This window comes from Butyricimonas sp. Marseille-P2440, from assembly GCF_900091675.1.
Lineage (GTDB): Bacteria > Bacteroidota > Bacteroidia > Bacteroidales > Marinifilaceae > Butyricimonas > Butyricimonas synergistica.
This window is the reverse complement of the sequence record NZ_LT594609.1, coordinates 95,452-111,924: the sequence shown is the minus strand read 5'-3', so window position 1 is coordinate 111,924 and position 16,473 is coordinate 95,452. Positions and strand designations below refer to the sequence as shown.

11 protein-coding genes and 1 riboswitch are annotated in these 16,473 nt (G+C 48.4%); of the genes, 2 read left to right on the top strand and 9 right to left on the bottom strand.

All coding sequences use genetic code 11. The annotated features are described in order from the left end of the window. Window positions 1-300: 300 nt before the first annotated feature. From BN8899_RS06525 to cobI, 9 genes are all read right to left on the bottom strand, one after another. Entirely contained in the window at window positions 301-1,875 is a 1,575-nt protein-coding gene (locus BN8899_RS06525; RefSeq protein WP_065218805.1) for a RagB/SusD family nutrient uptake outer membrane protein, read from the bottom strand. 12 nt (window positions 1,876-1,887) lie between these two features. Then, window positions 1,888-5,490, bottom strand: coding sequence for a SusC/RagA family TonB-linked outer membrane protein (locus tag BN8899_RS06520; protein WP_065218804.1), 3,603 nt, complete (start codon window positions 5,488-5,490; stop codon window positions 1,888-1,890). A 47-nt stretch (window positions 5,491-5,537) separates the two neighbouring features. Further along, a complete protein-coding gene (locus BN8899_RS06515) occupies window positions 5,538-6,671 on the bottom strand; it encodes a FecR family protein (protein ID WP_065218803.1) in 1,134 nt (377 codons plus the stop codon). Between the two features lie 104 nt (window positions 6,672-6,775). After that, window positions 6,776-7,342 (bottom strand): RNA polymerase sigma factor, encoded by a 567-nt coding sequence (locus tag BN8899_RS06510; protein WP_065218802.1) that lies wholly within the window; start codon window positions 7,340-7,342, stop codon window positions 6,776-6,778. 99 nt (window positions 7,343-7,441) lie between these two features. Next, entirely contained in the window at window positions 7,442-8,806 is a 1,365-nt protein-coding gene (locus BN8899_RS06505; protein ID WP_065218801.1) for a peroxiredoxin family protein, read from the bottom strand. Between the two features lie 122 nt (window positions 8,807-8,928). After that, the gene (locus tag BN8899_RS06500) at window positions 8,929-9,918 is read right to left on the bottom strand and encodes an aspartate-semialdehyde dehydrogenase (RefSeq protein WP_065218800.1); all 990 of its coding nucleotides are present in this window, start codon (window positions 9,916-9,918) and stop codon (window positions 8,929-8,931) included. 372 nt (window positions 9,919-10,290) lie between these two features. Further along, entirely contained in the window at window positions 10,291-11,988 is a 1,698-nt protein-coding gene (locus BN8899_RS06495; RefSeq protein WP_231932284.1) for a lipid A phosphoethanolamine transferase, read from the bottom strand. A gap of 16 nt (window positions 11,989-12,004) precedes the next feature. After that, window positions 12,005-13,168, bottom strand: coding sequence for a BamA/TamA family outer membrane protein (locus BN8899_RS06490; protein WP_018339249.1), 1,164 nt, complete (start codon window positions 13,166-13,168; stop codon window positions 12,005-12,007). A gap of 88 nt (window positions 13,169-13,256) precedes the next feature. After that, complete coding sequence (gene cobI, locus BN8899_RS06485) at window positions 13,257-13,979, bottom strand: precorrin-2 C(20)-methyltransferase (RefSeq protein ID WP_065218799.1); 723 nt, start codon at window positions 13,977-13,979, stop codon at window positions 13,257-13,259. A 70-nt stretch (window positions 13,980-14,049) separates the two neighbouring features. After that, window positions 14,050-14,244, top strand: a riboswitch (cobalamin riboswitch). 20 nt (window positions 14,245-14,264) lie between these two features. Here cobI and BN8899_RS06480 point away from each other — a divergent pair. Both BN8899_RS06480 and BN8899_RS06475 read left to right on the top strand, forming a co-directional pair. Then, window positions 14,265-15,419, top strand: a complete 1,155-nt coding sequence (locus BN8899_RS06480) for an ABC transporter substrate-binding protein (protein WP_369800411.1) — start codon at window positions 14,265-14,267, stop codon at window positions 15,417-15,419. A 31-nt stretch (window positions 15,420-15,450) separates the two neighbouring features. Beyond that, entirely contained in the window at window positions 15,451-16,467 is a 1,017-nt protein-coding gene (locus BN8899_RS06475; protein WP_026207819.1) for an iron chelate uptake ABC transporter family permease subunit, read from the top strand. Window positions 16,468-16,473 lie beyond the last annotated feature (6 nt).

Genomic DNA, 16,473 nt, shown 5'->3' with positions numbered 1-16,473 from the left:
AGAACTCTGCCTGCTCGTCATTCAAGGCGTTTCCGGCATAGAGAGAACCGCTACCTAATGACTGCCATTTTCGGTTCAAGTCATAGTCGGTAATGTCCTTGTATAGCAAATATACTTGATACTTCTGGTGAATTTCTTCAGCATCATGATCCCATAGGTTGTCACCTTGCGGAAATTCGAATCGAAGCGTGGAATAGTTTCCCGATGGGGTCACCGGATCCTCATTGTAACATCCTGTCGCTAGGGAAATGAGGCCTGCAGCGAATAGTGATAATAGATGTTTTTTCATGCTTTTATTTTTTAGTTGTTTATTGTTGAGATATCTCCCACGCGCGGAGCTTCTGCCAATGGGTTTTGATGTAGGTAAGCATTTGATTCCAACGCTGTTGAAGGAAGAGGTACGGTGTAACTCGGGTCGTTTTTCTTTAACGTGTATACGATTCTCGTGTTTTCGTCCGGATGCCACGTGTGTTGAATTTCTGGCATGCCCCAACGACGCAAGTCAAACCAACGGTGGTCTTCAAAGCACAATTCTCTTCGCCGCTCTTCCCGAATGAAGTCGATTAAATTCTCTATGCCGGTAATATTTGCTGCGTGATAATTTTCCGGGGCAAAGCGTTTTACACGCAATTTTTCCAAAACATGGATAGCCTCGCCTTGGGCTGCGGTATTGCCTTGCTGTGCCAACATGGCTTTTGCCTCGCAATAGTTCAGGTAAGCTTCTGACAGGCGCAAACTTCTTCCGAAGGTCAATACGGCATTGAATAAAGGTTGATAATAATTTTCTCCGCTTCTCATGGCTATTTTACCGAATGCTTGGTACATGTATCCTTCTTCTCCGGGAGCGATATAGTTGCTGCGGCTGATGTAGCGGGTTTTGCGTAAATCTGTGGATTCAAAGGTATTCAGTAATTTTGGGGAAGCCCGGAAATACGGGTGTTCACCCTCACTACTGCGTGCATTATATAACCAATTTACGCAATCACCTACATTGAAGTACGGGAAGATTGTTTCCGGTGAAGTCTGGTACGTGTGGTAGTCCATGTAAACGGGGATACCCCGTCCATCTTCGTCGGCAACGGAGTTTAAGTCTAACAATTGGAAATTCTTGTTCGACATGACGGAGTCCGCATAAATGGCGGCATTCTCCCACTCTTCCATGTATAAATATGTTCTGGAAAGTAGTAAATGTACCATGGGCAGGCTGGTCCGATAGTTGGCTTCCCATTGTTGGGCCTCAGGTAGTAAATGGTAGAGGCGTCCCGCCTCTTGCAAATCTGCTATCACTTGAGAGTACACCTCCTCGACGCTGTTTCTTGCCAGGTCCTTTAATTCCACTCCGCTATTTAGTTTCAACGGTACGCCCATAGCCGTTTTGTCATAATTGTAAGGGGTTCCGAAAATATTGACTAGTGTCAGGTAATAGAATGCACGCAATGTCAACGCCTGTGCTTTCACTGAATTCATCATTTCTAGGTCTTTGTCATTGATCTCTTCGATGTAATCCAGCACGGCATTTGCCCCTAAAATCAGTTCGTAAAACCTTCTATAGGTGGAAATATTAAGGTTAGAGGCTTCGTACATCTGTTCGTACATCTCCGGTTGCCAGCTAAAAGCGGCGACCCAAAGGTCGGGATTGACTCCGCCTCCTTCTTTAGGTTTTTGATAAGGCGCTCCGTCTACATCGTCATCCAATAAACCGAGAAAGATATTTAGATCTGCCCGATCATAGCGGGGATAAGCCTCTCCCAGCAATAATTCATTCATCGCTGCGGCGTCTTTGGGAACGAATTCGCTTTTGGCTTTCGGTTCTAGGAAATCACCGCAACCGAAAAGAAAGCTGGCTAAAAATATAAATATAGTGAATTGTTTCATAATTTCTATTGATTAAAATCCTACACTCAATCCGAATGAAAATATCTTCGGCATAACACTTTGAGAAGAATTATTGCTTAATTCGGGATCAAACCCGTCGAATCGTTTGCTGGCAATGACAAACGGATTGCTTACCGTTGCGTTAAGACTGAAAGAGGTTGCCCTAAATTTTTGACATAACTTGGGAGACATATTCCACGAAATGGCGATGGATGTGCAACGCAGGAATGAGGCATCCACTACCATAGCATCCGAATTTGCCCACATGTCGTACCGTGAATTAGTCGTAATGCCGTCCGGTGTTGTCAGGTTAAGGATATTGTCCACGGAAGTATACAGTGCCGGAATAATCGTTGATTTCTCATCTCCCGTTTTTTTCCAGCGTTTGGTCAAATCTTTGGACAAATTCTTGATAGGATTGGGTAGTTTACCGCTGGTAAAATTGGCGTATGGATTGGGCAAACGCTTCTTGGCGCCCACCAAAGCGGAGAAATAAGCCGTTACTTGCAATGATTTGTAACGGACGCTGGTATTGAAACCTCCCGTGAAGTAGGGTTCACTTTGCCCGGAGTACACTAGGAAAGTAGTGGGGTCTATTTCCGGATCGGCGGTTTCAAAATCGAGCAGGTTGAATTCCGGGTAACCGTTTTCAGAATTTAAGCCTGCGAAAGAATAGGACCAAAAAGCACTCAGAGGCTTCCCCTTCTTTAAAGGACGTTGGCTGCTACCGTTGATGAATGAGCTTTTAGTGAGTCTATTCGCTTTGGCGGTCAGATCATTGTTTTGCGATGAGTTCCAGTTTTTGGAAGCGTTCAAACCGATGGTCCAGACAAAATCTTTTTGCTTGTATGGGGTCATGTTCATGGAGAATTCCACTCCCTCGTTGTAGATGCGTCCGCCGTTCAAACGAAGGGTGGACATACCGTACTCTTCTGCCACGTCTTCCGATAGGAAAGTATTTGAACGTCTTCCGTAATACTCGAGTACCATGGTAATTCCTCGGAATATTTGCATATCTAAACCGAAATTCCATGTGCGGGTGCGTTCCCATTTCAAATGCGGATTGGGAATGCTGGATATGGTGATGGTGTATTCGTTATATCCGCCAAGGACTCCTTCTTGGTGGGCAATCAAGTCCGGACTGATAGATGTGACCACGTATCCCTGTATTCCGTATGTGGCACGCAGGTTCAATTGGTCAAGCCAAGTGATATTATCCTTGATAAAGTTCTCTTCTGCCATTCTCCACGATAGACCGAAAGAATAAGTCGGGTCGAATCGTTTCCGGGTATCTTGTCCGAATCGGTTGGAACCGTCTCCTCGGATATTTGCGTTGATGACGTAACGGTCTTTTAGTGCGTAGGCTATTGTTCCGAAAAAAGACAAGGAATTATTCGTGACGGTCGTGTTTTTCCAGCCTCCCGAGAAAAGTTCTTCATAAACAGCCCAATCACCGACATTAGGTTTTGCTATAGGTTCGATTTGAGAGGGGGCAGTGGGTCTTACTAAGATTTCTCCTCGTTCCGGAACGTATCCCCAGATGGTATTGGTATTATTTCTATTTACGTTAGAAGTAAGTTCCACCGCAAACATGGCATTCAAACGGTGAATCTCGTTGAACGTGCGTGAAATACTCACTTTGTGTTGCATGTTATAATTGATAGAATTCGTGTTGTTGGTGGTCAATTGGCCTCCATAAGGCAACATGGCAGCATTGAATCTTGCGGAATTAGGTTTTTCCGTTCCGTAATCGTATCCCCGGTAGTTGCGGGCAATATAAGTGGTTTTTTCTCCCGCGTAAGAGGTAGATTGGTTCCCAGAGGAGGAAATGCCGCCAACAAATGAGTATTTCAACCAATTGGTGATATCCCAGTCTAAATTGATCGTCGAGCTTATACGGGTCAGTTTGTTTTTGGAATAACTATTGTCGAATTCATTCATGAAATTGTACCCGAACTCTAAATTTCCCAAGCCATTCCAGGCATACGTTCCGTATTCCTTGTAAAATGCACGCTCTCCGTTTTCCTCGAAAGCGGGAACGGAGCGACTGGTTGTCGTGGCGTATGACAGCGGTGACACACCGGGACCGAAACCGTCACTGTTGCTTAGCGTGGCGTTGATGTTGAAGCTCACCCGAACCTTTTCCCACAATTGAGAAGAGATATTCAAACGGGATGTCAATTGGTTATAGTCATCTCCGATTTCAATACCGCGGCTATTGTTATACCCGAAAGAAGCGTTGTAGGTCGTTTTCTTTGAACCACCGGAAATACTTATATTATGGTTGTGGCTGAAAGAATTGCGGGTCAACAAATCGAACCAGTCCGTGTTGCACGTCTCCAGCCATTCCATTTTGTGCATAAATTCGCTTTCCGAGATTTGGCGTTGGTTATACAAAGCCATTAACCCTTCGTACGTGTAAATCTGGGGAAGTGGGTCGCTTTGATACCGGGCACCGGCATCGTAAGCCTCTTTGCTGAACTGGATGCGCTCCTTGGAGTCCATGAAATTGAACATCCCGTAGTTCGGGCGTGCTCGCATGGAGAAGTTTACCGAATAGCGAACGCTCGTTCTTTCTGTTTTGCCTTGTTTTGTCGTGATCACGATGACACCGTTGGAAGCTTTCGAACCGTAGATAGCGGTTGCCGAAGCGTCTTTCAGTACGGTGATAGTTTCGATGTCCGCTGGGTTCAACCATGAAATTTGGTTCCCGATCAGGTTCTTCAAATCGCCGGCAATGTATTGGGTCGCATCAATGGAAAGCGGGTCCGGTTGGATAATACCGTCTACTACCCACAATGGGTCGGTGTTACCCAGAAGCGTGGAGCGTCCGCGGATGGTGATTTGCGGTTTGCTACCCACGCGGGAGGAACTGTTTACTACCATCATTCCCGGGATCTTTCCTTGCAACATCTGATCGATGGAGTTGGCGCCGGGCATCATGATATCCTCGGCCTTTACCGTGGTGAAGGAACCTACCATATCCTTGCGGGGAAGGCGGCTATAACCCGTTTCCACGATCTCCACCTCTTCTAGTTGTGTCTCGTCCAGTTTCATGACGATATGCAACGGTTTGTCATCCTTGCAGGCAATTTCTTGTCTTTGCATACCGATGAAAGAAAAAATGAGGGTTTGCTCTCCGGAACTGGGAATCGTGATGTTGAAATTTCCGTTCACGTCCGTGGAAACGCCCACGCTGGTACCTTTGATGAGCACAGTCACCCCGGGAAGAGGGTCTCCGTTTTCGTCAACCACGGTTCCTTTGATGACTTTTTTCGTTTGAGGTTCTTCTGTTTTTTCTTTCACCACGACCACGCCTTCTACCATCGAGTAAGTTAACCCGAAATGTGTCAGCACGATGTCAATGGCTTCTTTCACGGGGGCGTTCTTGACGACAAGGTCTTTGCACCTTTTGTCTTTCACCTTTTCCAGGTTGTACATGAATTTAACCCCAGTCTGTTTGCGGAACTCGTTGATGACTTCCACGAAAGAGGCATCTTTGTAGTTCAAGTTTACCGTCTTATCTTGTGCGTAAGTCTGTCTACCGCACAACAATGCAACGGATAAGAATAGAAAACTAACAAAAATGTACGCTGTTCTGTTCTTTTTTTTCATAATATTGATTTATTGTTTGATATGGTTATCCACTGTCGCCGCTGGTATTATTGTATTCCGACGATTAGCTTTCTTCCTTGTATTTCGATTTTTATATCCGAACTTTTCTCGAACATTTCGATGAATGTGCCGATATTTTTGAAGCGGCTCAAGTCGCCCGAGAAGTGCAGGTCTTTTGCCTTTTCCTCCGTGTAGCACACTTGGACGTCATACCATCTCTCGAGTTGGTTCATGATATCTTCCAACCTCATTTCCTGGAACAGGAACATGCCGTTTTTCCATGAAGTAGCGTATCGTGTGTCCACGTTTTTAATTTCTTTCTGCCCGTCTTGGTTTATGGTGATTTGTTGATTGGGAGTTAAGACAAACTTTTCCCCGTCAGGAGAGAGATAGGCTATTTTCCCGTTTACCAGGGTGGTCACGGTTTCCCGGTTTCCCGGGTAGTTGTTCACGTTAAATTCCGTGCCCAGCACAGTGATGTCACCCTTGTCTGTTTTCACGATAAAGGGAATGTCCGAGCGGGCAACGCTGAAATAGGCTTCTCCCGATATGGATACCTCTCGTGTTGTGCCGTTGAAATTTGTCGGGTAGGTAAGCCGTGAATCGGAATTCAGCCACACTTTGGTCCCGTCCTGTAACGTGAGCGTGAACTCTCCGCCCCGGGGGATGACCAACGTGTCGCGGAATGAGCTTGGCGCGGTGGTATCGTTCGTGTGGTATTGCAGTCCTGCCGTGTCGATTTGCATCCTCGTCCCATTTTGTTTGATGGTTTGGCGGGTATTCCGGTTAAGTTCTATCCTCTGTCCGTCGTGCGTGATTAACAATGCTTGTTGTTTGCCTGGATGAATGTTCGATAAGAATATCTCGTTATAATATTCCTCGTTATTATCTTGCTGGCGCGTGTACAAAAATATGCCCGAGCCGATCAGAAGCAAGATGGCTGCGGCGATTTTTAAATAGGGACCGCGGCGCATGGCTTTAGCGGGAGCGATGTTCTTGTGATAGGCTTTCAAGTAATCGAACCGTTCCTGGGCTTCTATTTTTTTACGCAGATACCGTTTGTCGGATAATTTCCGCACGAGATACTCCAGGCGGGCGTCCTCGTGCGAGGATCCTCTTTCCTTGCCCAAAATCTGGCGGAACAGCCGTTCCGATTTGTCTGAAAAAGTATTCCACTTCATGATATAATATTTTTTGCCTATTATATCCCAAAAGTGGTCCTGCGGGTGACAGCTGGAGTGTTTTTTTTTCTTAAAAATTTATTTTCGAGAGCTAAAACGTTCAATTACTTCAATATATCCAGCAAAAGCAATAACCCGAAATAGTCTTTTAAATTTTCTTTTATAAATGAATATGCCCTTTTCTTCTGTGTTTTGACGGTATTGGCGCTTACGCCGAGTTGCAATGCGATTTCTTGGATGGAAAGCCCGTCAATGCTTAATTGCACGATCGCTTGGCGTTGCTCGGGGAGGCGGCTGATCGCGACACGCAATTTACGGATGACGTCTTCCTCTATGGCCTGGTAGAACATGTTATCTTCCAGTTCCTCCTGCGTGAGGCTCCATTCTGTTTTTCGCTTGTCTTCGACCTTCTTGTCCCGGATGTATTTTAACGTGTTATTGTACACAGAACGGTACAAATAAGAGGTAAGTATTTTAACATTCTGGAAATACAAGTCCGATTTCCAGACCACAACTAGGCACTCCTGCACGATATCCTCGACGAAGTTCGTTTCGTTCACGAGCGAGGAAGAATAATTACATAATGCCCCGTAGTAAAAGCGATATAATTCTTTCCATGCGAGAGGGTCCTTGTTGTTTATGCCTTGTATGAATTTATCGGACTTTACCATGATACGGGCGTTTTTCACGTAACAAAAAAACGAAAAATAGTTGAAATAGCAAAGTACAATCCTGTTAATGATTGTACTTTGTTATGATTATTGATCGATTCAAAGCTGTTCTTTCAAATATTTTTCAAGTTCTCCGGAGGAGGCTTTCGGGAGGTGGCTGCCCGCTATTTTCCCGTCCGGGGTGATTAAGATGAATTGGAAAACGTTCCAGGAACTGTAGTGGTATTTCGAGAGGAATTCTCGTGTCCCCTCCAGGTAAAGGTGGGTTCCCGTCTGGAGATTTTTATTCCTGATCACTTCCCTCCACGTTTCGTTTTTGGGTTCAATGGAGAGGTTTACCAGGTGGACGTTCTTTTCCTTGAACAGGGGGGCTAGTTCCTGCAGGTGGGCGAATTCCACGAGGCAAGGGGAGACGTTTTGCCAGATATAGAGGCAGACGTATCCGTTGCGGAAATTTTTTAGGCTATACTCTTTGCCCGTTGAGTCTCTGGCGATGAAATCTATCGCTTCATTGCCCGGTTCCAGGCATTTCCAGCTATCATATACGCTCGTGTAACGGGAGAGTAAGTCTGGGTTTGTCAGTCTCTCTCTCGTGATTTTATCCAGTTCCTCGATTTGCGTGATGCCGTTGCGTTGCACGTACTCGCTAGCCCAAGTGGCGATGAACCTTTGTATCACTTCATCTTGTTTGAAATTTCGGGCGGCGTATTGTATTTGTTTCAGTACATTCTCGTAAGGAGTCGCTGCGTTTTCTTCGTTCCGCGAGCCCAGGAATGAGCATGCATGCGTGACGAATGTCCGGTATTCCGGAAGGTCGAGGTAGTTGTTGTCCTCCTCGATCCAGTTTTCGAGCATGGTGTAGTAATCGGCATCGATGTCCTTTCGGTTTTTCCAGCCGTGGGCGTAAGGATAATTCACGAGGACAGACCCGAGCAGGTATTTCATGCGGGCACGTTCCAGTTTCACGAATTTCTTACTTGCCTTGTTCAATGCACTTTCACAAGAATCCAGCAAACTTGAATTTGTTTGTATCGTTTCTTTCAATTTCATCTCAAACTCGGGCAACGGCAGGGTGTAAATGCTGCGGGAGGGGAATACGGCTTTCCAGCGGGACAGATATTCCGTGATGGGCGGGCGGTCCCCCGTGATCTTGGACGTGCGGTGAAGGTTTTTCCCGTCGAAAGCGAGGTGAATATGGTCTCCTTTTTCCGCGTAAAGTTGTTTGCGTTCACTGAAGCCGTTGTGTAAGGTTAGATAGACGGTTGCGGCGTCTTCTATGATACGTTCCCCGTGTTTGGCGGAATCGAATTCAACGACTCGCAGGTCAGTGGTTGTTGTCGATATGCCTAGCCCGATTTCCGGTAATTCATCAACGTCGACGGAAGTTTTTATATTGTTCCCGTGGCGCAAGGGGGTGGCGCAAGAGAATAGCGCAAATAATAAAAGTAAAAAATAGCATTTCATCTTCGGATATTGTTTAAGTGATTACTATGTATAGTAATCCCAAAAAATGCGAAAGGGTGACAGGAAGGGCGAGAAAAATTTGTGATGAGAGAAGAGCCGCCTTCGTGGCGGCTCTTCCCGTGTTATATTAGATGATGTTCATTCAAGTATTCCGCTATTTGTACGGCGTTCGTGGCGGCTCCCTTGCGGAGGTTGTCGGAAACGACCCACAGGTTGAGGCTGTTTGGCTGGGAGAAGTCTCGGCGGAGGCGTCCCACGAATACCTCGTCTTTCTCGTTGGCGGTGATTGCCATGGGGTAGAGGTTTTGCGAGGGATCGTCTTGAACAACGATTCCGGGTGTGTGAGCCAGCAGGTCTCGGAGTTCTCCCAGGTTATAATCTTGCTCGAACTCGATGTTGACGCTCTCGGAGTGACCGCCTTCGACGGGAACTCTTACCGCGGTAGCGGTTACCTTGATGGTGTCGTCGTTCAATATCTTGCACGTTTCGTTCACGAGTTTCATTTCTTCCTTCGTGTACCCGTTATCGGTGAACGAGTCGCAATGCGGCAGGCAGTTGCGGTCGATCTGGTGGGCGTAGGCTTTTTTTACCTCTTTGCCTTCCCGTTCCCCTTCCAGTTGGTTGATGCCTTTCAGACCGCTTCCGGTGACGGACTGATAAGTGGATACTACCACCCGCTTAATGCGGTATTTCTTGTGCAGGGGGGCGAGTGCCACTAGCATCTGTATGGTGGAACAATTGGGGTTGGCTATGATCTTATCCTCCCGGGTCAGTGTGTCGGCGTTGATTTCCGGGATCACGAGTTTTTTCGTCGGATCCATTCTCCACGCAGATGAGTTGTCGACCACGGTAATGCCAGCGGCGGCAAACTTGGGAGCCCATTCGAGCGAGGTGTCCCCCCCGGCGGAGAAAATAGCGATCTGGGGTTTCATGTCGATAGCGTCCTGCATTCCCATGACTTTATAGTTTTTCCCTTTGAAGGTGATTTCTTTACCCACGGAACGCTCACTGGCGACCGGCAACAATTCTGTAACCGGGAAATTTCTTTCTTCTAAAACCTGCAACATTTTTCTCCCCACGAGTCCTGTTGCTCCTACTACTGCTACTTTCATTTTGAATGGATTTTTTAATGTTTAAATGCCTGTTGTGGCATTTTTGATACAAGTTAGTTTTTATTACCGGGTCAAAAATAGTGAATAAGCCTTGCTTCGGCAATAGGGAAGAGGTATTTTTTCAACACGGTTGCCTTGTGTTAAATATTTAACATCTTTCGGGATGCCTCCTCTCTTCCCCTACTCTTCTCCCACTCTTCCCCTAGTTTTCTAGGGGAATTAGCGTGTTGATATCATATTATAAGTTTATTGTTGTTCTATTTAAATAGAATAGCAATAGAATAGTAATAGAATGACAATAGAATAACGGGTAGGGAAATGTGCGGGAAGACTAGGAGAAGACTAGGCTAAGAGTGGGATAACAAGGATTGTTTAACGGGAGATGTCTACCGTGCAGTCCATACCCCTGTGTTTTACCATTTCCTTGTCTTGTTTTTTTAGACCCACTTCATAGTAATTGATCGGGGTGTCGTGATCGCCGAGGTACATACGCGGTTGCCGCTTGAATACCGGGTTGACAAGCGAGAGTTCCGGCTCGAAGTGTGAGGTGTTGATTTCGGCAAGGTTCAACAGGGTATGGAAAATGTGGTTCGTGGCAACGGGGGCGTTGCTGTTATAGCGTGCCACCTGGTAGAAATTGGGGCGAGCCTCGATGTAGTTGTCCGAGAACCAGATCAGGAACGGGATGTGCAACTGGTAATAAGTCGGGATGGGCGAGGCGTGCAGGAAGCGTTTCCGGCTGTCGTCGAGCAGGTCTTCCCCGTGATCGGGGGAATAGATCATGGTGGCGTCGCTGCCGGATTGCTTTAGAATCTCGATCACGTTGTACAGGAAGTTGTCCGTGTACAGGATGCTGTTGTCGTAGGCGTTGACGAGTTGCGTTTTGTTTTTGTACTCGATTTCCGTGGCGTTCGCCGGGGTAAAGCGGGCGAACTCTGCGGGGTAGCGTTCCTTGTAGTTGAAGTGCGACCCGTAGGTGTGGAACACGATCAGGAGGTTGTCGTTTGTCAGGGAATCAATGTAGTGGCGCATGAGCGGCAACATTTCCTCGTCGTAGTTGTTTATCGTGATTAACCCGCCGTCCTCGATGGGGCGGATGTTCACGTAAAAGTCCGCCTCTTTACCGAAATAGTCGGTAAACGAGCGATTGGGCACTTGATTGGAGAGAAACACGGTTTTGAAGCCCGCTTCCTTGAAGGCTGTCAGAACGCTTTTCTGCGTGTATAGTCGTTCGTAGTGGCAGGCGTCCGCTGCGGAAAGGATGAGCGGCACGCTTTTGTGCGTGGTGTTCGATTGCGTGATGGCGTCTTTATATAGTACGAGTTGCGATTCCTGCTTCAATTTCGGGTTGGTTTCCCGCCCGTAGCCCCACAGTTCCCAGTTTTCGGCACGTCCGGCTTCCCCGATGACGAGGACGTATATTTCCCGGCGTTCATGGGCGGAGTCCCTCGTGGCACGGAACTCGAAATCTTTGGAGGTGACGGGATAGTTCATGCTGCGGTTCCATTTCTCGCAGGCAAAGTAGAAGTTGTACATCACGTTCGCGGGGTAGATGTCTGTTTTGACTTCGTAGGTATTGTCCCGTCTTTTCTCGTAAGCGGTAAGTCCCGCGCTGATAATAAGGAGGACGATGCCCCACGTGATCATCTTCCGGCGGAAGGCGGCAGGGCGTACCACCTTGTGGTGGACGGCGATGGAGGCAAGCGTGATGACGGGGACGTAGAGCACGCACACGATGATGATGGAAGGCCAGATATTGCCTAACAATTCACCCGCCTCGGAGGCATTCGTGGTGGGTAGGTTCAGGAACATATCCACGGCGATGACGGATTCCCCGAAGAGGTAGAATAGCACGAGCTGGAAGGCGTGCAGGATAAGCACGGGTATGAGTATCAGTTGCATGATGCCCGCCCGTTTGAGCAGGGAGAGGACGATCATGTAAATGCTTAACGGCGCGAGAATGAGGATGACTTTTCCCACGAGGGAAAGTGGTTCCGTGAATAACAGGCAAAAGTTCGGGACGAGGTTCAACACGATGAAGAGCCAAAACAAGGTTTTGCTCTTTTTCACGAAGTTGACAATTCCCCTAGAAAGCCTCGTTAATATTGAAGTAGAATGCTTTGACGCCTTTGCCGATTCCATAGTCTAGTCTTACGTTAATTCTATTTTTAAATTCCCAACGGTAACCGATACCGTAAGTGGGTAAAGTTTGATCCCATTTGAACCCGTCCATGTCCGGGAACACGTTGCCGGCACCTCCCCAGAGGGTGATCCCGTGGCGGTTGTATATCTTTTGCCGGAGTTCTACCTGTGCCTGTACGAGGTCGTTGTCCCGATAACGTCCCTCGTAATAGCCTCTCATGCTGTACGAGCCTCCCATCAGGGCGACCATGCTCCACGGGGTGTCCCCGTAATTGAATATGCCCTGTAATTGCGATGCCACGATAGCTCCTTTCCAGGCTTTCCTGTAATACCGGAAGTCAAAGCTGGTGCGTTTGAAGTCCTGGTCGTTGCCGAGGAAGCCGGGGAAGAACTGTTGTTCCAGTTGTACGAATATTCCTCGTGCCGGGTTCGGGATGAAGTCCCTTGAATCATACGAAATGATGATACCGGGTCCGAAGGTGGTAACGTTCTTGGGGGCGCCGTTCAAGTAACTGATGTCGTCGAAGTCTTTCGCTACCACGTTACGGAACATGAGGTTAGGGCCCACGTACAGGTTAGGCGCCAGCCGCCAGAGGAATTCGAATTTGACTTGTTGTTCCAGGCGTTTGTATTCGGTACTATTGTCGCTGTGTCCCGCCTCGTAACCGATACCCCAGAATTCGCTGGGGAACGAGAAAAAGTACATATTGGCGTTGAGCCGGAAACGGTCTTGCGGGAAAATGACGTTGCCTCGGATACCCAGCAGGTAGAATCCCGTGGTGGTGATGTCCCCGTAAATGGAAATGTTGGATGGGGATATGCTCTTGTCATTCCGATCGATGCGAAATAACCCGGAAGCGACTAGCCCGAGCCCGAGTTTCGTGTCACTCGAGAAGTGGGGGCCCCCGATGACGGAGAAGTCGAATCGTTTCTCTTCTTTTTCTTTGTTGGCGTCTGCGAAATAGCGGTAGAAGCGATGGAAGAAACCGTTTTTCGAGGTTGTCGTGTCCGTGGAGCTGTTGGTTGCCAGGTTATTGTCCTGGGTTTGACCAAAAACAGAGAGCGACAAAACGCACAATAACGTGATATATAACGTACGTAAAATCATTTTAGGTTGATAAAGTTATATTAGCATAGATTAAATAATCATTCGTTCCGTGATTACGTTGTACGCAATATTTGTGCCAATTGTTTAGTTAGCCGAGAGAGTTTCTGCCCGCGGGACGTATAATCATCAGGGAGAAATAAGGGAAATCCATGTCGAGAAGGCTGCTCGGTTCCGTTTCGTGGCGTTCGTCGGGAGTGCCCACGTTCTGGTAATAGTGAAACTCGGCGGGGGGATTCCGGCGAATGAACTCGTGTACTTCCCGGGTGCACTGGGATAGCTTCATGATGACAGCAACGTGGTTCGTGGCTATCAACTCGCCGAGTTCTTCCGGGGTGGTTTTGCCCGGCAGGACGACCAGCCGTTCTTCCTGTTTCACGATATGAAGCCCCGATGCGGCTCCCGCAGCGATGAATGCGGGGACTCCGGCGATGACGGAGATAGGAACGTGCATGGATGCTAGTTTCCCGAACATGTAATTCCCCGAGGAGTAGAAGCCGGAGTCGCCTTCCGCCGTGACGGCAACGGTTTTGCCCGTGGCGGCAAGTGACGCCACTTCCATGCTGAGGGCGTCATAAGCCCGGTTGGCAAGCGTGCGGTCTTTGGACATCGGAACGTGGAAAAGGCTGATTTTGGTAGTGTCGACAGGTAACGCTTCGATGATGTTCCGGGCGTATGATTTGAAGTTGCCTTCTTTGTCTTTCGTGCCGGGACAATAGATCACGTCGGCTTCTTGCAAGGCTTTCAGTGCCTTGACCGTGATCAGTTCGGGGTCGCCTGGCCCCAGGGATACGCTAACGACTTTACCTTTCATATGATGAGTTTATAAACTGATTTCGGGTGCAAAAGTCGTTAAAAAACGGATACGCTCAAAATAATATTTATATATTTGCAGGCGTCTTGGTGCTTCCTTGTTGGAAGAAAAGGGAATCCGGTGAAATTCCGGGGCTGTCCCCGCAGCTGTAAAGTCGTTTCCTGCCTCGAAGGTGGGCAGATCTTTTCGGTAAAACCACTGGATCGAATCTGGGAAGGAGAAAAGATGACAAGCCAGAAAACCTGCCGGACGACACGAATGATTAATACTTTCGGAGGAAAAGAGATGAATGGATTAGTACGTTTATTATGTTTTTTGTGTGCCTGCGGCGTGTTCTGCTGCTGCAAGTCAGGCACGGGTAAGAAATCCGCGGATAAACAAGCGGTTCAGGCGGGGAAGGATTCGATTCCCCGGGTTCAGATTAGATATGCCAAGGGGTTCTGGTTGGAATACCGGGAAGGGTATGCCGTGTTGAATATCAAAGACCCGCAGGAGAGTAGTCATACCCATTACCAGTACGTTTTGATTCCCCGGGGGACAAAGGTACAAACCCCGGCGGAGCTGCCCGTGGTGGAGATCCCGGTGCGGAGCGTGGTGTGTATGACTTCTTTGCAGTTGTCGAATTTTATCAAGCTGGAGGCGATTGATAAGGTGGTGGGGATTACGAGTACCCGTTTCCTTTTCAACGGGGAGATGCAGCAACGGGTAGATGAGGGGAAGACCCGCCGTATCGGTATCGAGGGAAACTTTGACAACGAGGTGATTATGAGCTTGAATCCCGATCTGATGCTGATTTCTCCTTTCAAACGCGGGGGATACGATGCCGTGAAGGATATTGACATTCCTCTGGTGCCGCATCTCGGTTACAAGGAGATGACCCCGCTCGGACAGGCGGAATGGATTAAGTTCGTGGGGCTGCTGTTGGGGATGGAAGATAAGGCTAACGGGGAGTTCGACCGGATAGAGAACCGGTATAATTTGCTGAAAGCCCTCGTCGGAGAGGTGAAACGCCGTCCGGTGGTGTTTAGCGGGGAGTTGCGGGGAGGGGTATGGTATGCAGTGGGAGGCAAAAGTTTCTTGGCTCAGCTTTTCCATGACGCGGGGGCGGATTATTTCCTGAAAGATGATCCCCGGTCGGGCGGGGTGACACTAGACTTCGAGACGGTGTACAATCAAGCGGAGAGTGCCGATTACTGGCGGATAGCGAATAGTTTCGCCGGGGAGTATTGTTATGACGCATTGAAGGCTCAGGACGAGCGTTATGCGGACTTCAAGGCTTTCCGGGATAAACGTGTGATCTATTGCAATATGCGTGAAAAGCCGTTTTACGAGAGTATGCCTGCCGAACCGGAGGTGGTACTTGCCGATATGATTCGGGTGTTCCACCCGGAGATATTGCCCGATCATGATCCGGTGTATTACGATCTGCTCAAAAAGTAAAGGTATGGGACGAGGACGGAATACTATATGGATGTTTTTTATCACGGTGTCGATCGTCGTGTTTCTGTTGTTGAATATGTTGCTGGGTTCCGTGTCGATCCCGTTTTCCTCGGTATGGAACGTGCTGGTGGGCGGTGGTGACGAACCGGTGGCATGGCAGAATATTATATTGAAATCCCGGTTGCCACAGGCGTTGACGGCGTTGGTGGCGGGTGCGGGACTTTCTATCAGCGGGTTACAGATGCAGACTATTTTCCGCAATCCTTTGGCGGGACCTTCCGTGTTGGGTATCAGCTCGGGGGCGAGCTTGGGGGTGGCTTTTGTGGTGCTGTTGTCTGGTAAGTTGGGTGGGGTAGCTTTGAGCCGTTTGGGATTTATCGGGGAGGTCGCCTTGTCGGTGGCGGCTATCGTGGGCGCCCTGTCGGTCATGGGGTTGATCGTGTTCGCTTCCCGGAAGATACGGGGAAGTGTCACGCTGCTGATTATCGGGGTGATGATCGGGTATATCGCGAATGCCGTTATCGGGGTGTTGAAGTTTTTTAGCGTGGAGGAAGATATTAAGGCATACGTGATCTGGGGATTGGGTAGCTTTGCCCGGGTGTCGGGAAACCAGATGATGTTGTTCGTGACGATCATGGCGGTGATTATACCCCTGTCTTTTCTACTGATTAAACCCTTGAATTTGTTGATGCTGGGTGACGGGTATGCCCGTAACCTGGGACTGAATATCAATCGTGCCCGGGTGTGGGTGATAACCTGTTCCGGGGTATTGACGGCGATCGTCACGGCTTATTGCGGTCCGATTATCTTTTTGGGATTGGCGGTGCCTCACTTGTGCCGGGCGATATTCCAGACTTCCGACCACCGGATATTGATGCCGACCTCGATGCTGGTGGGGGCGTCGCTGGCGTTGCTTTGTAATCTAATTGCCCGTTTGCCGGGGTTCGAGGGGGCTTTGCCCGTGAATTCGGTGACGGCATTGGTGGGTGCCCCCGTGGTGGCATCCGTGTTGTTCAGGAAAAGGAAGAGGAATGAGGTGGAAATCTGAATAAAT